Origin of the sequence: Brucella sp. TWI559 (assembly GCF_039674265.1) — a bacterium.
Lineage (GTDB): Bacteria > Pseudomonadota > Alphaproteobacteria > Rhizobiales > Rhizobiaceae > Brucella > Brucella chromiisoli.
Map to the genome: position 1 here is coordinate 138,678 of NZ_JBDJNE010000007.1, position 20,215 is coordinate 158,892.

Below are 20,215 nucleotides of genomic sequence, written 5' to 3' on the forward strand. Positions count from 1 at the left end.
AACCCAGATGATGAATCACCGGCATTAAGATTTGCGCCGGTGTGGGAACAAACGGCCAATCTTATTAACCTTTGTCCTTCGAGCCGTCCCATAAGGAAAGACTGAAAAGCCGCAGATTCATGAATTATCAATTATTCCTGATAGCTGGTTAAATTTTTACCGCGCAAAAGGCCATTTTCATTAACCTTCGGCTCAAAGCCGGAACGAATCGGCGACGAATCGTTGATTCACAAACTTTCCCTATTTGTTCTCACCACATATAGGGGGATTCGGGCAAAAATACCCATAGAGCGGCACCGTTTTGCCGCTCTATCTTAAGCCGAGCGCGTGTAAACGTTAATTTTTGCGCCTTTTATGGCCGCTCAACACACATGGCGACGCCCATACCGCCACCAATACACAGCGTTGCAAGACCACGTTTCGCATCGCGGCGCTTCATCTCGTAAAGCAGCGTTGTCAGCACTCGTGCACCCGATGCCCCGATGGGATGACCGATAGCAATCGCCCCGCCATTGACGTTGACGATCTCCGGGTTCAGCCCCAGATCACGCACCACAGCGCAGGATTGCGCAGCAAACGCTTCATTGGCTTCAACCAGTTCCAGATCGGCAACCGTCCAGCCTGCCTTTTCAAGCGCTTTGCGGGTTGCTGGTATAGGGCCGGTTCCCATGATCGACGGATCGACCCCGGCTGTTGCCCAGGAAACGATGCGCGCAAGCGGCTCGACACCCCGTTTTTCGGCTTCATCCGCATCCATTAGAACAAGTGCCGCCGCGCCGTCATTGATGCCCGATGCATTGCCAGCCGTGACAGTGCCTTCCTTGTCAAAGGCAGGCTTGAGCTTGCTCAGCGCCTCGATTGTTGTACCGGGACGGATATATTCATCCGCCGACACAATTGTCTCGCCTTTGCGGCTCTTCACGGCAAAGGGCACGATCTCATCATCGAAACGGCCGGCCGTCTGCGCAGCTTCGGCCTTATGCTGGGATGAAAGCGCGAACTGGTCCTGATCGTCGCGGCTAAGCTGCCACTGCTTCGCAATGTTTTCAGCGGTGATTCCCATGGGATAGCCATGGAAGGCATCCGTCAGGCCATCTTTCATCATGGTGTCCACCATTTTGAAATCGCCCATTTTCACGCCGGAACGCAGATGCGCGCAATGGGGTGCCATGGACATGGATTCCTGCCCGCCAGCCACGATAATCTTCGCATCGCCCGCCAGAATTTGCTGCATACCGAGCGCAACCGAACGCAGACCCGAACCACAAAGCTGGTTGATCGAGAAGGCAGTTGTTTCTTTCGGGCATCCTGCTGCCATCGCCGCCTGCCGTGCGGGGTTCTGCCCCTCGCCTGCCGTTAACACCTGTCCAAGAATGACCTCATCCACATCCGCAGCCACCACGCCTGCGCGCTCAAGCGCCGCCTTGATCGCGCTCGCACCCAGTTCGTGTGCGGCCACGTTAGCAAAGGCTCCATTGAAGGCCCCCACCGCAGTACGGGCGGCACTGGCAATAATAACGACTTTTTGGCTATGCGATGCGGTCATTCTTTCCTCCTTTAAAAATTGACCACAGAGAAAAACCAAAACGGCTTCTTTTGCAAGCTCCACCCTTTCTGTTCGTTTCACATCTTTGCTCAAAACGATCAGCAGTTTCTCCAGAACACATGAAAGTTTTTCTTACACGCCATTCGACAGTCGTTAAATTAGACCCACAAAAAATAAAGGAGATATCTATGTCCCAGCTGACTCTCGATAAGGCCAACGCAATCATTGCCGCCGCCTTTGCCAAGGCAGCAGAATTGCATTTAAAGCCCATCGTCGTCTCCGTTCTTGATGCAGGCGGACATCTCAAGGCCTTTCAGCGTCAGGATGGCACTTCGATTCTCCGCTTCGAAATCGCTTCGGGCAAAGCCTTTGGTGCCCTGTCGGTGGGGGCGGGATCACGCTGGCTCCACAATCAGGCGAAAGACCGCCCACATTTCCTTGAGGGGCTGTCAGGCGTGTCAGGCGGGAAAATCATAGCCGTTCCCGGCGGCGTTCTTATCAAAGATGCGCAGAATGAAATTGTCGGCGCTGTCGGCATTTCAGGCGACACATCTGACAATGATGAAGCTGCTGCCGTGGCAGGCATCACGGGCGCAGGTTTTGCGGCGGATGCAGGCTGAGTTCTTTTGCTTGAGATCGCATCCTTCATCGGCTCTCAAGCAAAGTAAGTGATCTTCGGCTCAATTGTCCGAAAATCCCCAAAAGAAAACGCCGCTTCCGGCAACCGGAAACGGCGTTTTTGAAATCCATCTTCAGCTGCAATGCAGCTTAAAGACTATTCCTTAGCTTCGAGGACCTGACGGCCACGATACATACCGCTCTTCAGATCGATATGATGTGGACGACGAAGTTCGCCCGAGTTCTTGTCCTCGACGTAAGTCGGGGCCTTGAGTGCGTCTGCCGAGCGGCGCATGCCGCGCTTCGACGGAGACGTTTTGCGTTTAGGTACTGCCATGGATTCAGCTCCACTGATCGATCAATAAACGTCCGGCACAGCCCCGAGGAGCCTGTCACATCGGACAAAATTCCGGAAAGTCACGTGCCTATACACGCTCTTGTGGCATTTGACCAGCCAGAGTCTTATCTTTTTTCCAAGCGGCGCACTTATTGTACGCAAGTGACGTAAGGCCCTGCTCTGGATGCGCGCCCGGCAATAATGCGTGCAATACGCTGCATGTTGCGCGTGGGTTTCGCTGGATTGCGCAAAGCAGGATTGGGCAGCGTTACAGCCAACAAAGCAGATTGTTGCGCCGTCAAACGTGATGCCGGGCGCTTGAAATAGTGCTGTGCGGCGGCCTCGATTCCATAGATGCCTGGACCCCACTCGGCAATATTGAGATAAATCTCCATAATCCGCCGTTTTGACAGCACGCTATCTGCGACCAGCGCCAAGGGAAACTCTAGTCCTTTGCGAATATAAGATCGACCATTCCACAGGAACAAATTCTTCACAGTCTGCATGGTGATGGTCGATGCGCCACGGCTTGGCCCGCCATCTGTGGCGTCATCCAGAACGAGACTGAGCTGGTGCCAGTCCACGCCACCATGACTGCAAAATTGCCCGTCTTCGGCCATCATCACGGAATTTATCAAAACGGGTGCCACATCTTCGATACTGACCCATTGCCGATCCACGTCCTCAAACAGAATGTAATCCTTCACCATCAAGGTGGAAACAGGCCGCACGAAAGGAACCGAATAGACGAGGATCAGAAAAAGCGGCAGGATCGCAAGCGCAATCAAAATCTTGAGCATAAGGGCAATTCTGCCACCCCAAACAGGATCAGCCAAGTAATTGCGACCATCTTTGCTCTTGAGAATGATTTTTGCCACTTCCACCGCCCGTTCATTCCGATTTAAGCGACATAAACTATTCCTTAACAATAATGAACCTGATTCCATAATCGATCGCAGCATTTCGAAGGTCGGATTAAGCGTTTTGTGGCTCTTAATCCTCCCTTTGATGACCGCTTGATGAAAAAGCCTGTGCTGATCACTGTGCCCAGTTGACCAAATCAGCGCTTTCGTCCATCCCCTTTAGGCATGGAAAACGTGTCTGTCGATTTTGCTCAATCCCTGAACCTGCGCGCGCTCGAAGTCGAGACAATGCTGGTCGGGCTTCTGGATCTTCGTTTGCGCAGTGGCGAAGTGGCGCGCCCCGAGCGACTGTTAGCCGCCATGCGCCATGGCGTGCTGAATGGCGGCAAACGCCTGCGCCCCTTCCTGGTTATCGAAAGTGCGTCCCTGTTCGGCCAGCATGGCGATGCGGTTCTGCGCGTGGCATCCGCGCTAGAGTGCATTCATTGTTATTCGCTCGTCCACGACGATCTTCCGGCAATGGACAATGACGATATGCGGCGCGGCCAGCCGACCGTGCACAAGGCTTTTGATGAGGCCGCTGCGATTCTCGCAGGCGACAGCCTGCTGACCTATGCTTTTGACATCGTCGCTTCCGACGAAACCGACCTGCCAGCCGGGATACGCATCGAACTGGTCGCAGCGTTAGCGCGCGCGTCAGGCATTGGCGGCATGGCGGGTGGTCAGGCGCTTGATCTGATGGCAGAAAATAACAAGCCGGATGAGGCAGGCATTATCACATTACAGGCCATGAAAACCGGCGCGCTCATTCGTTTTGCCTGTGAAGCCGGTGCGATTATTGCAGGTGCATCGCGCGAAGACCGTGAACGCATGGCCGAATTTGGCTCAGCCATCGGCCTCGCCTTCCAGCTTGCAGACGATCTTCTCGACGTGACCGCAGACGCAGCCTCCATGGGCAAGGCAACCGGCAAAGATGCGGCGGCAGGCAAAGCCACACTTGTTGCGCTCCATGGCATCGACTGGACACGCAAGCAGCTCTCCGGTCTGGTCGCTCAGGCGGAAAGCCTGCTTGAACCATTTGGTGACGATGCTCTCATTCTCAAACAGGCCGCACGCTTCATCGCAGAACGGCAGAGCTGATCAGCTCGCTTTTCTATTGGCCAGCCCGAAACGGTTTTCGATATAATCGGCAACCATCTTCTGGAAATCAGCAGCAATCTCAGGTCCGCGCAGCGTCGTAACTTTCTTGCCATCAACAAAGACCGGTGCAGACGGCGTTTCGCCTGTGCCGGGAAGCGAGATGCCAATATCAGCATGTTTCGATTCGCCTGGGCCATTGACGATGCAGCCCATGACCGCGACCGAAAGCGCTTCCACACCCGGATATTTCTCACGCCAGACAGGCATCGAACGACGAATATCGTCCTGAATGTTCTGCGCCAGTTCCTGAAACACGGTTGAGGTCGTGCGACCGCAACCTGGACATGCCGCAACAATCGGAATGAACTGACGAAAGCCCATCGTCTGCAAGAGTTCCTGTGCCACCTGCACTTCACGCGTGCGGTCACCGCCCGGCTCTGGCGTCAGCGAAATTCGGATCGTATCACCAATACCCTGCTGAAGCAGTATACCCATGGCAGCCGAAGAAGCGACAACCCCCTTGGTGCCCATGCCAGCTTCCGTGAGGCCGAGATGCAGTGCATGATCGGAGCGCTGCGCAAGCATCGTGTAAACGGCGATCAGATCCTGCACCTGACTGACCTTTGCCGACAGAATGATCTTGTCGCGGCTCAAACCGATCTCTTCTGCAAGATTTGCCGAAATCAGCGCCGACTGCACAATGGCTTCGCGCATAACTTCCTGCGCGCTCAATGGTGCACCTTCCGCCTGATTGCGATCCATCAGCGTGGTCAGCAATTCCTGATCGAGCGAACCCCAGTTCACACCGATACGCACAGGCTTGTCATAACGGATCGCCATTTCGACGATATCGGCGAACTGCTTATCTTTCTTGTCCTTGAAACCGACATTGCCCGGATTGATGCGATATTTTGCGAGCGCTTCTGCGCAGGCTGGATGATCGGCAAGAAGCTTATGGCCGATATAATGGAAGTCACCGACCAGCGGCACATTCATGCCAAGGCGTTCAAGGCGCTCGCGAATTTTTGGAACAGCAGCAGCCGATTCGTCACGATCAACCGTTATGCGCACAATCTCCGACCCTGCGCGATGCAAAGCTGCAACCTGCGCAACAGTGCCATCAATATCCGCCGTATCGGTATTGGTCATCGACTGCACGACAACAGGTTCGCTGCCGCCAACGATAACACCGCCAACGCTGACACCAACGGACTGGCGACGGGGAAATGGATGCGAAAAATAGCTGACGGTCTCGGAAGACATTGTGCTCTGTTCTTTTATCCTGCAGCCATTGCAAGGACTGCTTTTTAGTACGGGCCTGCTTTCAGGTGGCGTAGCACGGCGCAATTGTCAACGCCTGACCACCTTGCTTTGTTGTTATATAATCACTTGCAGACGCCTTGTCCCTTTATAATTATAGCACCGCGCGTCAGGAGGAAACGACACATGCCAAATAAAAATGCCCGCAAAACCGCTATCATCACCGGCTCCAATTCCGGTATCGGACTCGGCATCGCTTATGCATTGGCAGGTGCTGGGAACAATGTTGTGATCAATTCCTTCACAGATCGCCAAGAAGACCACGATCTGGCTGCAACAATCGCCAAAGAACATGGCGTAAACGTGATCTATATGAGCGCCGATATGGCAACGGCGGGTGATTGCCGCACACTGATTGAAAAGAGCGTGGAGGCCTTCGGGAGTGCCGACATCCTCGTCAACAATGCCGGCATCCAGCATGTGGCCCCCGTCGAAGAGTTCCCGACAGAGCAATGGGACCGCATCATTGCGATCAACCTGACCTCGGCATTCCACACATCAGCAGCAGCAATTCCCCATATGAAAAAGTTCGGCTGGGGCCGCATCATCAATATCGCTTCGGCGCATGGACTTGTCGCATCGCCATTCAAATCAGCCTATGTCGCAGCCAAACACGGCATTGTCGGCTTCACAAAAACGCTGGCACTTGAACTTGCGACTGCCAAGATCACTGCCAATTCCATCTGCCCCGGCTATGTGCTGACCCCGCTTGTCGAAGCGCAGATACCCGATCAGATGAAAGCCCATAATATGGATCGGGAAACGGTCATCCGCGAAGTGATGCTCGATAAACAGCCGACGAAGGAGTTCGTCACCACCGCTCAGATCGGCGCGCTTGCGGCCTTCCTTACAACGGACGCCGCAGCACAGATTAACGGCGCCGCCCTGCCAGTCGAAGGCGGCTGGACCGCTGAATGAAATCAGTGCGAACTGTCCGCATATTTTGCCAGCCCTGAGAAGGCGAGCACCACCAGCAACAGCACAGGCAGCGACAGGAACACCACGCTGAAACCGCTATGCTTGGCGACAAAGCCGATCAGCGAAGGTGCAACCAGCATACCGGAATAGCCAAGGGTCGTGGCAATCGACAGGCCCACACTTGGATTAACACCCGGTATGTTACCACCAATGGAGAAGGCAATCGGCACCATGTTGGAAATGCCGATACCGCAAATGGCAAAACCAAAGATCACCGCATAAGGGTGGCTCGACAGGCCGACAATGACCATGCCGACAATCGCAATCGACGTGCAGAAACGCAGCGTATTAATCGCACCGAAACGGTCACGGACAATATCGCCTGCAAAACGCATGATCGCCATGGTCATGGAGAAAGCGGCAAAACCAAAACCGGCAACCGTGACTGACGCCCCCAGTTCATCACGCAGATAATATGCCCCCCAATCCAGAATTGCACCTTCCGGGATCATCGAGAACAGAGCGATAATGCCGACCAGCCATGGCAGCGCATTGCGTGGCAGCACCAGCTTTTGCTTTTCGCCGCTTGGGTGATGAAATTTATCCGCAACAATCGAAGGCCATGCGAAGACAAGCAATCCCGCCGCCACAAGGGTTGCAATCAGCGCATGGACCGTTGAACCGACATGGGCGATAAGAAAGCCGCCGGTTGCAGCACCGATCAAACCGCCAAGGCTCCAGAAAGCATGGCAGGACGACATGATGGCGCGGCGCATTTTCTTCTCAACCGCGACCGCATTGGCATTCATCACAACATCCATCGCGCCGATTGTGCCGCCAAAGTAAAGCATGGCAATCACAGCGGTCACGACATTGGGCACAAGCGCGATGATCAGCAGTGTTGGAATGACGCCAATCGCAAACAGCTTCACCACAGCGCCCGATCCGCGATGCGCCGACAATGCGCCAGCCACCGGCATCATCGAAAGAGAGCCAATGCCAAAGACAAGGATCATCAGGCCCATGCCACTGGTATCAAGCCCAAGACGAGCCGCAAATTCGGGAATTTTCGGTGCCCAGCCACCAAACATATACCCATTCATCAGAAAGAGCAGCGCCACTGCGATGCGCTCTCTGGTCACGATTGACGCACGCTCATTCAACGCATCGTTTCGTCCGGCAGCCTGTTCCATGATGTCCTCAGTCACGCCCTTCTACAGCGTGTATAACCGTCATGCCCGCAGCCCGATAAGGCGCAAGCACGTCTTCATTTGCATCTTGTTCGACAGCCATAACATTGACCGCCTCAATGGATATGACATCGTGCGCAGCAACAGTGCCAAGCTTGTCGCTGGTGATTGCCAGCACCACCTTGCAGCTACGTCCGGCAATAACCCGCTTGAATTCCGCATCTTCCAGATGCAGCGCTGTAATACCGATCTCTGCCGCTATACCGCAGGCACCAAGCACACAAAGATCAGGCCGCACCAGTTCCGCATCACGCAAAGCGCGCACACCGACCGCCGCACTCACACGGCGATCAATCGGACCGCCAATCATCACCACGTCGATCTTGTCTGACTTGAGGACGATGGCAGCAATGGACGGCGTGTTGGTGACAACCGTAATCACATCACCCCGATCAGCGAGCAGACGCGCAAGTGCCAAATTGGTTGACGAGGAATCCAGAAACACCGTCATGTTCGGCTCGATCAGAGCGGCCAGCGTGGCAGCAAGGGCCGTCTTGGCTTCCGGTCTTTCTGTATCGCGCTCCGCAAGCGGTGCATAAGACGGCGCCGCCTTCAGCGCACCACCATAAACACGCTTGCAAAGACCCGCTGCCGCCATTTCGCGAAGGTCACGGCGGATCGTGTCTTCCGAAACCCCAAAAGACTCCGCAAGCTCACTCGCCAATACGCGCCCGGACTGATCAAGCAGTGCGCGAATTTGCGCCTGTCTTTCGTCGAGTAATAGCTCTGTCATCGCTCGTTCCTATCACCGCGCACAAACATGCATAAATCGGTAAAAACGTGCATAACAGATTTTTATGACCGCGCAAGCAAAAGAAAATGCCGCACCCCTTACAGAGCGCGGCATCTCAACATTTACGGAAATGAAGCAGAATTATTCTGCGAAGACGATCAGCAAATCCTTCGCATCGATCTGCTCGCCGGGGCGCACAAGCACTTCGGCAATCGAACCGTCGCGCTCGGCACGCAAAGCCGTTTCCATCTTCATGGCTTCAATGGAAAGCAGCACATCACCTGCCTTCACATTCTGGCCCTGAGAGACCGCAACCGTTGACACTACACCGGGCATCGGCGCGCCAACATGCTTGTCATTGCCGAGTTCCGCCTTGCGCTTCACACCACCCGATGCACCCTTGGCGCGGTTTGGCACCTTGACGCGGCGCGGTTGGCCATTGAGTTCGAAGAACACAGTGACCATGCCTTTTTCATCAGTTTCAGACATCGCCTGATTGACGATTACAAGGGTCTTACCCCGTTCGAGATCAACGAAGACTTCTTCTTCCGGCTTCAAGCCGTAGAAATAAACCGGCGTTGGCAGAACACTTGTCGGACCATAGTTTTCCTGCGCCGCCGCATAGTCGGTGAAGACCTTTGGATACATCAGGTAGGAAGCAAATTCCTGATCCGTGATCTCGCGACCAAGCGTTTCCTCAATCGACTTGCGTTCGGCAGCAAGGTCAGCGGCTGGAAGCAGAGAACCCGGACGCACCGTGAACGGCTTTTCGTCTTTCAGAACTTTCTTCTGGAGCGTTTCAGGCCAACCCGATGGCGGCTGACCAAGATCGCCGCGCATCATCGACACAACGGAGTCCGGGAAGGCAATGTCCTTATCCGGGTTTTCAACATCAGCAACGGTCAGGTCCTGAGAGACCATCATCAACGCCATATCGCCCACCACCTTGGAGGATGGCGTCACTTTGACAATATCACCAAACATCCGGTTTACATCGGCATAGGCCTGTGCCACTTCATGCCAGCGGGTCTCTAAACCCAGCGAACGCGCCTGTTCTTTGAGGTTGGTGAACTGGCCGCCCGGCATTTCGTGAAGATAGACTTCCGAAGCCGGACCCTTAAGGTCGCTTTCAAAGGCCGCGTACTGATTGCGCACGGCTTCCCAATAAAACGAAATGCGGCGGATCGTTTCCGTATCAAGGCCCGGATCGCGTTCCGAACCATGCAGCGCTTCGACAATCGAGCCAAGACATGGCTGCGATGTATTGCCGGAGAAGGCATCCATGGCCGCATCCACCGCATCGACACCGGCATCGACCGCTGCAAGTACCGTTGCTGCCGAAATACCCGACGTATCATGTGTGTGGAAATGGATCGGCAGATCGGTTTCCTCACGCAGCGCCTTGAACAACACGCGTGCTGCCGCAGGCTTCAACAGGCCCGCCATATCCTTGAGAGCAATGATATGTGCGCCAGCCTTTTCAACCTGCTTGGCGAGATCGACATAATATTTAAGGTCGTATTTGGCGCGTTCCGGATTGAGAATATCGCCCGTATAGCAGATGGCCGCTTCGCAGAGCTTGTTTTCTTCCAGCACCGCATCCATCGATACGCGCATGTTCTCAACCCAGTTGAGACTGTCGAACACGCGGAACAGGTCCATGCCGCCACGGGCTGCTTCGCGCACGAAATATTTGACCACATTGTCAGGATAGGACTTGTAGCCAACGCCGTTGGCACCGCGCAGCAGCATTTGCAGCAGGATATTCGGCGCACCTTCGCGCACCATTGCCAGACGTTCCCATGGCTCTTCCGTCAGGAAGCGCATCGACACGTCAAAGGTCGCGCCGCCCCAGCATTCCAGTGAGAACAGGTTTGGCAGCGCCTGCGCATAGGCATTGGCCACCCGCGCAATGTCATAGGTACGCACGCGTGTTGCCAACAGCGACTGATGCCCATCGCGCATCGTTGTGTCGGTCATGAGAACGCGCTTTTCATTGCGCATCCATTCAGCAAACTTCTGAGGCCCAAGCTTGTCGAGCAACTGCTTGGTGCCATCCGCGACCGGACGATCACCAAACCATGGCACTATAGGCTTTGCAGCATCACGCACAGGTTCTGCGCGGCCCTTGGTTTCCGGATGCCCGTTAACGGTCACGTCAGCAACATAGGTCAAAAGCTTGGTCGCACGATCCTGACGCTTCATGTGCGTGAACAACTCAGGCGTCGTATCAATAAAGCGCGTCGTATAATCATTCGACTGGAATTTCGGATGATTGATAATCGCTTCCACGAAAGTGAGGTTCGTTGCAACACCACGAATACGGAATTCGCGAAGCGCACGGTCCATACGGCGGATCGCTTCAATCGGGGTTGCGCCTGATGCCGTCACCTTAACCAGTAGCGGATCATAATAACGCGTGATCACCGCGCCCGAATAGGCCGTGCCGCCATCCAATCGAATGCCGAAACCCGATGCCGAGCGATAGGCCTGAATGCGTCCATAATCGGGAACGAAGTTGTGCTCGGGATCTTCGGTGGTAATGCGGCACTGAAGCGCATGACCGTTGAGGCCAATATCCTTCTGTTCGGGAACGCCGGACTGAGGTGTTCCGATCGCGTAACCTTCCAGAATATGAATCTGCGCTTTGACGATATCGATGCCCGTCACTTCTTCCGTGACAGTGTGCTCAACCTGAATACGCGGGTTCACTTCGATGAAGTAAAACGCGCCGGTATCGGCATCCATCAGGAATTCGACCGTGCCTGCACCGATATAATCGGTGGCATGGGCGATTTTGAGACCATAACCCGCCAGTTCCTGACGCTGCGCGTCATTGAGGTAGGGTGCAGGTGCCCGCTCAACCACTTTCTGATTGCGGCGCTGGATCGAGCAATCGCGCTCATAAAGATGGACCGCATTGCCATGCGTATCACCCAGAATCTGCACTTCGACGTGGCGCGCACGCTCAACAAGTTTTTCGAGATAGACTTCATCCTTGCCGAACGCAGCCTTGGCTTCGCGCTTGGCTTCCGTCACTTCGCGATCAAGGTCTTCCTCAGCACGGATTGCCCGCATACCGCGGCCACCACCACCCCATGATGCCTTCAGCATCAGCGGATAACCGATTTCAGCCGCAAGCCTCTTTACTTCTTCAATATTATCCGGCAGCGGATCGGTTGCAGGCACAACCGGAACGCCAATCTCGATTGCGAGATTACGCGCAGCAACCTTGTTGCCAAGACGGCGCATGGTTTCCGGCTTCGGACCAATGAAGATGATACCGTTCTGCGCACAAGCTTCAGCAAATTCAGGACTTTCCGACAAAAGACCATAGCCCGGATGGATTGCATCGGCACCCGAAAGCTTAGCCACACGAATGACTTCATCAATCGACAGATAGCTTTCAATTGGTCCAAGATCACGCGCCAGATGCGGCCCGCGACCGACCTGATAGCTCTCATCCGCTTTAAAGCGATGCAGTGAGAGTTTATCTTCCTCTGCCCATATAGCCACCGTTTTTATGCCAAGTTCATTGGCTGCACGGAACACGCGGATAGCGATTTCGGAACGGTTGGCGACCAGAATTTTTCGGATGGACAAGGCAGGACTCCCGGACTGCAATGATAAGTATGACTTTGATTAGCCTGCAATGTAAGCAAGCGCAAACAAACTGTGCAACCTTTGGACAAAAACAAAATGCCCGACTAAAAGCCGGGCATCGTGATGAAATTTCAGTCAATTTATGCTAATATATGAGGCAGACTTACTTCTGGAAGTAATTATACTTGCCATCATCACCCTTGCGCCATTCGAACATGACATAAGGCGACAAGTTCGGATCACCCTTGTCATCATAAGACAAATCACCAAGCACCGTCTTGAAAGGACCTTTACCCTTCAATGCGGCAGCCACTTCCTGCGGATCGTTGTTTCCAGCGGCATTGGCAGCATCAACCAGCGACTGAACACCTGCGTAAGCGTAGAAGGTGTAAGCCTCAGGCTCAAAGCCCTTGTCACGGAACGCCTTGATGAGATCGGCATTGGCTGCATCATCACGCGGATCTGGGCCAAAAGTGTTCAGAACACCCGCAACCGCATCGCCTGCAATGGAGGCCAATTCGTTGGAGACGATGCCGTCACCTGAAATAAACTGAGCCTTCAAGTCCTGATCAGCCATCTGGCGGATGATGAGTGCCGCTTCCGGGTGCATACCACCCCAATAGACGGCAGTGATTCCAGCAGCTTTCATCTTGGAAATCAGGGCCGAGAAATCCTTGTCGCCCTGATTGACGCCTTCATAAAGCGTTTCTTCCTTGCCATTGGCATTGAGCGACTTCTTGGTTTCATCAGCCAGACCCTGACCATAAGGCGTCTTGTCGTGCAGAATGGCGACTTTGCCGTCTTTGTAATTGTCAGCAATGTATTTGCCAGCAACGATGCCCTGCTGATCATCCCGGCGGCAGGTGCGGAACGTGTTCCAAAGCTCACGCTCGGTGAAGGTCGGGTTGGTCGTACCTGGCGCGATCATCAGTACGCCGTTCTCAGCATAAATGTCCGACGTTGGAATACTGACGCCAGAATTGAAATGACCGATCACAAACTGCACACCGTCACCAACGAATTTATTGGCGACCGAAATCCCTTGACGCGGATCGGCAGCATCATCGCCGTAAACAATCGTGATCTGCTCGCCATTCATGCCACCCTTGGCATTGGCTTCCGCAACAGCGGCTTCAACGCCGCGCTTGATCTGATCGCCATAGGCTGCCTGACCACCGGTTAACGGTGCTCCGACCCCCAGCAGCACATCGGCAAAAGATGCGCCCCCCATTGCCATCAGTGCAGAAAGGCATACGCCGCAGAATAACGACTTCTTCATTTCAACTACTCCCATTTCAAACGTTCTCCGAACAAAATTGCGGAAACGCCAACTCCACCAGAAGAGATTATTCAAGCGGGGCGACACCCATCGCCCCTCCTCCATGGCTCGAACTGCCCACCGTGTTTTACGCCAAACAATATCGTCAGGTTAGGTAAAATGACTTAAGACTGTCTTGTCTACCCATTATATTACCTAAATATGATGTTTTTTTCGCATGACTTAATGCAGTTACAGATTCCATAAAATAAAAATGCCCGACACATGGCCGGGCATTCTTTGGCTTTGCGCAATATTACTGTAAAAATTTACTGCTGAACGTAAGTATATTTCCCGTCAGCACCCTTTTCCCACTTATACATAACGTAACCTGGAAGCTTCGGATCACCCTTCTCGTCATAAGACAGATCACCAAGCACTGTTGGGAACGGGCCTTTTTCCTTCAGAGCCTTGGCAACTTCCTGGGGGTCATTGCTGCCGGCAGCCTTTGCTGCCCCCGCAAGCGACTGCACCGCCGCATAGGAGTAGAGGGTATAGGCTTCTGGCTCAAAGCCTGCATCGCGGAACTTCTTAACGAGTTCAGCATTTGCCGGGGCATTGCGCGGATCTGGGCCGAACGTGTTCAGCGTGCCTGCAACGGCATCGCCTGCAATCGAAGCGAGCTCGTTGGAGACGATACCATCGCCCGAAATGAACTGGACCTTCAGACCCTGATCGGCGAGCTGACGGATGATGAGACCGGCTTCGGCATGCAGACCACCCCAATAAAGAACGGTGACACCCTGCTGCTTAAGCTTGGCGATCAGCGCTGAGAAATCTTTCTCACCCACATTCACGCCTTCATAGACGGTTTCTTTGACGCCCAGTTCGTTCAGCTTCTTCTTGGTTTCATCGGCAAGGCCCTGACCATAAGGGGTCTTGTCGTGAATGATAGCAATCTTGCCATCCTTGAAGTTGTCGAAGATGTACTGCCCGGCAACAATGCCCTGCTGATCATCACGGCCGCATGTACGGAACGTGTTCCACAGACCGCGCTCCGTATAGACCGGGTTGGTTGCAGCTGGCGAAATTTCGAGAATGCCGTTTTCAGCATAAACATCAGAAGCCGGGATCGAAACGCCCGAGTTGAAGTGACCGATGACATATTTCACACCGTCAGCAGCAAACTTGTTGGCAACCGAAATACCCTGCTTGGGATCCGACACGTCGTCGCCAAGCGTGATCGTGATCTTTTCGCCATTGAGGCCACCGGCATCATTGATTTCTTTGATTGCAGCCTCGGCACCTTTTTGAATCTGCGCGCCATAAACAGCATTCGGACCAGTCAGCGGTGCGCCAATGCCCAACAGCACATCTGCCCAAGCCGAGCCACTAAAAGCCATCACCGCTGCAAGAGCAACGCCTGAAAAAAGCGATTTCTTCATTACTTGAACTCCCGATTATAGTTACCCCTAAACGATGTTTTTACATCGCCTTATTGTCTTGCTGATCACCCAGCAATATCTACGCTGAATTCTATCCGTTCAACGTGATCTTTTAGGGAAGCTCCGCTGCAAGCGCCTTGTTTTAAACACGTCTCCCAAAATCGGTTCCCACGTTTGGAAGACATAGATTTGCAGCGAAGCTTCGAATTATTTTGCCTTCCAGCTCAAAGGCGAAGCTTTTTCGTAGAGCCAGTTATATTGGCGCACCATCTGCTTGGTCCGGGTAAACCGGAATCCGATCGTCCCAATGATAATCAGCACGATCAGGTCAACCAGATAATAATGCAGCGAAAGCAGCGTGCCCTCAAACAAGGCATAGTGAATGAAGCGAACCGCTGCCGCCAATGGGATAAGATAGAGCAGAAGATGCGGATAAGTCCGCCACGTCTGCGCACAGGCCCGTCCCGTCATCCAGGCAGCCCAACCGCCCAAAAGGCACGTGATGAGAAAAAACAGCCAGAACGACGGTTCTTCGTAGAGAATTCCCTGCATGTTTTCCTCCTTAATGCCTTCCGCCTTCAAGATAGGCTGCACGCACTTCCGGGTCAGCCAAGAGTTCGCGACCAGCGCCGCTCATGGTGATTGATCCATTGACCATCACATAACCGCGATCAGCAAGTTTCAGCGCACCAAAAGCATTCTGCTCGACGAGAAAGACCGTCAACCCCTGCGTGCGGTTGAGTTCCTTGATCGCTTCAAAAATCTGCTTGACGATCAATGGTGCAAGGCCAAGGGAAGGCTCATCGAGAAGCAGAAGTTTCGGACGCGCCATCAGCGCACGCGCAATTGCCAGCATCTGCTGCTCGCCGCCTGAAAGGGTGCCGCCACGCTGCGTGATGCGTTCCTTGAGACGCGGGAACAAATCAAACATCAGCGCAACATCTTCTTCGAAATATTGCTGATTATCGAGACTTGCCCCCATCTGCAGGTTTTCAAGAACCGTCATACGCGGGAAAATGCGACGACCTTCCGGCGACTGCGCGATACGCAGCTTTGCAATCTCATGCGGCGGCAAAGACGTGATGTCCTTGCCTCCAAAGAGAATACGGCCCGTCCGCGCCCGTGGGGAGCCGAAAATCGTCATCATCAGCGTGGACTTGCCAGCACCATTCGCACCGATGAGTGCAACGATCTCCCCCTCATTGACCGTCAGATCAATACCCTTGAGAGCACAGATATTGCCGTAATAGGTCTCAACCTTCTCAACAGCGAGAAGCGGTTGTTTGGTCTGCATGGTTTCAGCCGTCATTATTCGCTTCCCTTCTTAGGCTTCGCCGGAGCTTGAGGCGCTTTGGCAGCTTTTACGGGTGCGCTCTTGTGACTTGTGGGAACATCGCCAGCTTCAACACGCTTTGAAAACTCGGTTGCTTTGCCTGCGGCAAGCTGGGCCGCCTGTCCAACCCAGTCCTCACGCGCAATGCGCCCATCAAATTCGAGATAGGTTTCAACTTCAACGATGTGGCTTTCAGTCCACGCGGCAATCTGATCAAAATGATAGATACCGTGCTCGTTCAGTTTCTTCTCATTGACTTCACCAATACCCTTGATGAACGTGAGATTATCGGGCCGACCATCGCGAGCAGCAGCCAGTCCGCCTGCAAAACGCACGGCCTCCTCGATCTTTTCTTCCTCGATTGCCTCTTCGGCAAGTTGCGTTGCAATGAAATCAGCCGGATCGCCAGTGCCCGGCTTGTCGGCCACTTCGATCAGATCAGCAATTTCGTCATCGTCCACACCGAGATAGGCGGCAATAACGCGCGGATCATTCTTGACGTGTTCCGGCGAACCGTCAGAGATCTTGGTGCCATATTCAAGCACAATAACATGGTCGGAAATTTCCATCACCACCGACATGTCATGCTCAATCAGCAAGATCGACGTGCCCGTTTCCTTGCGAATATCAAGCAGCAGCTTGTTCAGCTCTGCCGATTCACGCGGATTAAGACCAGCCGCAGGCTCATCAAGGCAAAGAATTTCCGGCTCGGTGCACATGGCACGCGCAATTTCCAGACGGCGCTGATCGCCATAAGGCAGATCACCAGCCGGATCATCCGCACGATCAATGAGGCTGATCTTCTCAAGCCAGTAGCGCGCTTTCTCAATCGCTTCCTTCGCAGCCTTCCTGTAGGTCGGAAAACCAAGCAGACCAAGGATCGTATAGCCCGACGAGCGCATCAGCGTGTTGTGCTGTGCAACAAGCAGGTTTTCGAGAACCGTCAAGCCCGAAAACAGACGAATATTCTGGAAGGTACGCGCAACACGCGCATCCTGCGTGATCTTGAAATCAGGCAAGCGCTCCAGAAGGAATTTCTCGCCGGTATTCCGGTTCATTGTGAGCATACCGCCGGTCGGCTTGTAAAACCCGGTAATGCAGTTGAAGACCGTGGTCTTGCCAGCACCATTGGGGCCGATGATCGCCGTGATGTCGCCGCGCTTTACATTAAAGCTCAGATCATTGATCGCGACGAGACCACCAAAGCGCATCGACAGATGCTCAACTGTAAGAATGGTATCTTTCGAACCATTGCCAGCCATAATTTTTGTCTCCGCCATCAGCCGTGCCCTTCCTTGGTAAAGGCACCCGACACCATCTTCTTCTCGTTCAGGAATGCACTTGGTTCGCGGCTTCCAACAAATCCGCGCGGCTTCCAGACCATGACAACCACCATGGCAAGACCGAAGATCAGCATACGATAGAGTTCAGGGGTGAAGTTTGGACCGAAAATGGCTTTCAGGAAGCCCATTTCGCGCAGGATTTCTGTACCACCAATCATCGCAATCGCCGCAATGGCAATCCCGACGAGCGATCCCATGCCCCCCAGAACCACGATAGCCAGAATAACGGCCGATTCGAGGAACACAAAGGATTCAGGACTTACAAAACCCTGACGCGCCGCAAAGAACGAACCGGCAAAACCACCAAACATAGCCCCTGTCGCAAAGGCGGTAAGCTTGGTCGTGGTGGTGTTGATGCCGAGCGAGCGGCAGGCGATTTCATCCTCACGCAGCGCTTCCCATGCACGACCAACCGGCATGCGGCGCAGACGGATCGTCACCAGTGCCGTGATGAGCGCCAAAATGAGAATGATATAGTAAAGGAAGAATTTGTAATGAGCTGCCGAGAAGGTCAGGCCATAATAGGCGGCAAAGCCGTCCTTGCCCGCATTGAACTGCAGACCGAAGAACGTCGCCTTGGCAATGCCCGAAATACCGAAGGTCCCTTTGGTAAGGTCCGTCCAGTTTATCAGCACAAGTCGGATGATTTCACCAAACGCCAGCGTCACAATGGCCAGATAATCGCCGCGCAGGCGCAAAACCGGGAAGCCCAGGATAACACCCCAGGTCGCAGCCAACAGTCCCGCGATTGGCAGAAGAACCCAGAACGACCAACCAAAATAGGCAGACAAAATGGCGTATGAGTAAGCGCCAACTGCGTAGAAAGCGACATAGCCGAGATCAAGCAGACCTGCGAGACCAACAACGATGTTAAGCCCCCACGCAAGCATCACATAAATGAGGATCTGCACACCGAAATTATCGACCCATTTCAGCGACCCCTGCCAGCCCACAAGAGCAACGATCAGGATCGGATAGGCAAAGAGGAATGCAACACCAAAATGCGAAAAGTGCCTGCGGAAGAAAGATGGCGCTTCCGCTTCCGCTGCAACCGAAGCGCGGCTGGCCTTTTCAAACTTGCGTGCCTGAAGCCAGGGCTGCAGGAATGCGATAAAGGCAAAACGTCCCACAGCCGCGATTGCAACAAGCGTTGCAAGTGCGCCCCAGCGCTCCGTCAGTACCAGCTCATTGCTGATGTTCTGGTCGGTTTTGAAACCGACAATGAGAACGAAAAGCCCAAACGCCAGAATACCGGCAATGAACCCTTCACGAATGGCCCGGACAAAAAGGGAATCCGGGCGTGAACCTGTTTGTACGGCCATGATTACACCTTTTCGACTTCAGGTCGGCCAAGAATGCCGGACGGCATGAAGATGAGCACGATGGCAAGGATCGAAAACGCGGCAACATCCTTGTAATCGATCGAGAAATATGCGGACCAAAGCGCTTCAATGAGACCGATCAGCAGACCGCCAACCACCGCACCCGGCAACGACCCAATCCCGCCCAGAACCGCCGCGGTGAAAGCCTTGACGCCGGGGATAAACCCGTCAGCAAAGGAAATAACGCCGTAGAAGGAGAGATAAAGCGTACCCGCAACAGCCGCCAGCATGGCACCCATCACAAAGGTCAGTGAGATCACCCGGTCAACATTGATGCCAAGCAACGCCGCCATCTTGCGGTCCTGCTCACACGCACGCTGCGCACGCCCCAGAGAGGTCCGATTGACGATATACCAGAAAATCGTCAACAACACCGCGGTCACCACGATAACCACGATCTGCTTGAGCGAGACCGTCACATCGGTTCCAAAGAGGCTGTATGAGCCGTTCAGCAACTGCGGCACCGGCTTGTTGCGCGGCCCTTGTGTCACCTGAACAAAGTTGGACAATGCAATTGACATACCGATCGCTGTGATCAGCGGCGCCAGTCGAAACGATCCACGCAGAGGCCGGTAAGCCGCCCGCTCAATCGTCCAGCTCCAGAGCCCTGTCAGAACCATTGCAACGACCATCATCAAAAGCAACATGAGCGCTATTGGCAGCGCACCTATGAACGTTGTGATGATCAGAAAAACAATCAGCGCCATGAAAGCGCCGAGCATAAACACATCGCCGTGAGCAAAGTTGATCATGCCGATAATGCCGTAGACCATCGTGTAACCGATGGCGATCAGGCCATAAATCGATCCGAGCGCAAGCCCGTTGATCACTTGCTGGAAGAAATATTCCATCGAGAAGCCACCCATTTAACTCTACCCGGTATTATTGCCGCATCATTATTTCGTGCGGCTTCGTTTTATTCCCGGATAATTACACCTAACGGCTGTATTAAGGATTGCAAGCCCCTTTTGTCTCAGACAAAAGACTAATGACTTACTTCCTCCACAAACTAGTTATGTCCCCTATGAAGTACCCTGTATATATATTTTTCTCCTATTAAGAGGCCAGTATTCCACATTTTTCCCGAGACGTCTCAGACAAAAAATAGGGAGTTTCTCCCTATTTT

The 20,215-nt window shown here is 53.8% G+C and carries 17 protein-coding genes; 3 read left to right on the forward strand and 14 right to left on the reverse strand.

Annotation, left to right across the window (positions count from 1 at the left end):
- Positions 1–352: 352 nt before the first annotated feature.
- The gene (locus ABE530_RS11150; protein WP_499694548.1) at positions 353–1,546 is read right to left on the reverse strand and encodes an acetyl-CoA C-acetyltransferase; all 1,194 of its coding nucleotides are present in this window, start codon (positions 1,544–1,546) and stop codon (positions 353–355) included.
- A gap of 188 nt (positions 1,547–1,734) precedes the next feature.
- Here ABE530_RS11150 and ABE530_RS11155 point away from each other — a divergent pair, with 188 nt between their 5' ends.
- Positions 1,735–2,166: a GlcG/HbpS family heme-binding protein gene (locus ABE530_RS11155; protein WP_265984855.1), complete on the forward strand. Its 432-nt coding sequence runs from the start codon at positions 1,735–1,737 to the stop codon at positions 2,164–2,166.
- A gap of 155 nt (positions 2,167–2,321) precedes the next feature.
- On the opposite strand, the gene rpmF is transcribed toward ABE530_RS11155, so the two are convergent.
- Positions 2,322–2,501 carry a 50S ribosomal protein L32 gene (gene rpmF, locus ABE530_RS11160; RefSeq protein ID WP_006467787.1) on the reverse strand — a complete coding sequence of 60 codons (180 nt, stop codon included), beginning with the start codon at positions 2,499–2,501 and terminating at the stop codon, positions 2,322–2,324.
- Between the two features lie 149 nt (positions 2,502–2,650).
- On the reverse strand, positions 2,651–3,379 hold the full coding sequence (gene mtgA, locus ABE530_RS11165) for a monofunctional biosynthetic peptidoglycan transglycosylase (RefSeq protein ID WP_499694549.1): 729 nt from the start codon (positions 3,377–3,379) through the stop codon (positions 2,651–2,653).
- 210 nt (positions 3,380–3,589) lie between these two features.
- Here mtgA and ABE530_RS11170 point away from each other — a divergent pair, with 210 nt between their 5' ends.
- Positions 3,590–4,504, forward strand: coding sequence for a polyprenyl synthetase family protein (locus ABE530_RS11170; RefSeq protein WP_499694550.1), 915 nt, complete (start codon positions 3,590–3,592; stop codon positions 4,502–4,504).
- Here ABE530_RS11170 and ispG read toward each other — a convergent pair whose 3' ends face one another.
- Entirely contained in the window at positions 4,505–5,767 is a 1,263-nt protein-coding gene (gene ispG / locus ABE530_RS11175; protein WP_499694551.1) for a flavodoxin-dependent (E)-4-hydroxy-3-methylbut-2-enyl-diphosphate synthase, read from the reverse strand. It lies immediately after the preceding gene.
- Positions 5,768–5,950: 183 nt separating this feature from the next.
- Here ispG and ABE530_RS11180 point away from each other — a divergent pair, with 183 nt between their 5' ends.
- A complete protein-coding gene (locus tag ABE530_RS11180) occupies positions 5,951–6,742 on the forward strand; it encodes a 3-hydroxybutyrate dehydrogenase (RefSeq protein WP_499694552.1) in 792 nt (263 codons plus the stop codon).
- A gap of 2 nt (positions 6,743–6,744) precedes the next feature.
- On the opposite strand, the gene ABE530_RS11185 is transcribed toward ABE530_RS11180, so the two are convergent.
- From ABE530_RS11185 to ABE530_RS11230, 10 genes are all read right to left on the reverse strand, one after another.
- Entirely contained in the window at positions 6,745–7,935 is a 1,191-nt protein-coding gene (locus tag ABE530_RS11185) for an MFS transporter (protein ID WP_499694553.1), read from the reverse strand.
- Positions 7,936–7,942: 7 nt separating this feature from the next.
- Entirely contained in the window at positions 7,943–8,725 is a 783-nt protein-coding gene (locus ABE530_RS11190) for a DeoR/GlpR family DNA-binding transcription regulator (protein ID WP_499694554.1), read from the reverse strand.
- A gap of 141 nt (positions 8,726–8,866) precedes the next feature.
- On the reverse strand, positions 8,867–12,328 hold the full coding sequence (gene pyc, locus ABE530_RS11195) for a pyruvate carboxylase (RefSeq protein ID WP_499694555.1): 3,462 nt from the start codon (positions 12,326–12,328) through the stop codon (positions 8,867–8,869).
- Between the two features lie 163 nt (positions 12,329–12,491).
- Entirely contained in the window at positions 12,492–13,607 is a 1,116-nt protein-coding gene (locus ABE530_RS11200) for a branched-chain amino acid ABC transporter substrate-binding protein (protein ID WP_499694556.1), read from the reverse strand.
- A 308-nt stretch (positions 13,608–13,915) separates the two neighbouring features.
- Positions 13,916–15,031 (reverse strand): branched-chain amino acid ABC transporter substrate-binding protein, encoded by a 1,116-nt coding sequence (locus ABE530_RS11205; protein WP_265984864.1) that lies wholly within the window; start codon positions 15,029–15,031, stop codon positions 13,916–13,918.
- 207 nt (positions 15,032–15,238) lie between these two features.
- A complete protein-coding gene (locus ABE530_RS11210; RefSeq protein WP_265984865.1) occupies positions 15,239–15,583 on the reverse strand; it encodes a DUF6867 family protein in 345 nt (114 codons plus the stop codon).
- A 10-nt stretch (positions 15,584–15,593) separates the two neighbouring features.
- A complete protein-coding gene (locus tag ABE530_RS11215; protein ID WP_265984866.1) occupies positions 15,594–16,340 on the reverse strand; it encodes an ABC transporter ATP-binding protein in 747 nt (248 codons plus the stop codon).
- Positions 16,340–17,626, reverse strand: a complete 1,287-nt coding sequence (locus tag ABE530_RS11220; RefSeq protein ID WP_499694588.1) for an ATP-binding cassette domain-containing protein — start codon at positions 17,624–17,626, stop codon at positions 16,340–16,342. The genes ABE530_RS11215 and ABE530_RS11220 overlap by 1 nt, the downstream gene beginning before the upstream one ends.
- Positions 17,627–17,643: 17 nt before the next feature.
- The gene (livM, locus tag ABE530_RS11225) at positions 17,644–19,029 is read right to left on the reverse strand and encodes a high-affinity branched-chain amino acid ABC transporter permease LivM (protein WP_499694557.1); all 1,386 of its coding nucleotides are present in this window, start codon (positions 19,027–19,029) and stop codon (positions 17,644–17,646) included.
- A 2-nt stretch (positions 19,030–19,031) separates the two neighbouring features.
- The gene (locus tag ABE530_RS11230) at positions 19,032–19,940 is read right to left on the reverse strand and encodes a branched-chain amino acid ABC transporter permease (RefSeq protein ID WP_265984961.1); all 909 of its coding nucleotides are present in this window, start codon (positions 19,938–19,940) and stop codon (positions 19,032–19,034) included.
- Between the last annotated feature and the right edge of the window lie 275 nt (positions 19,941–20,215).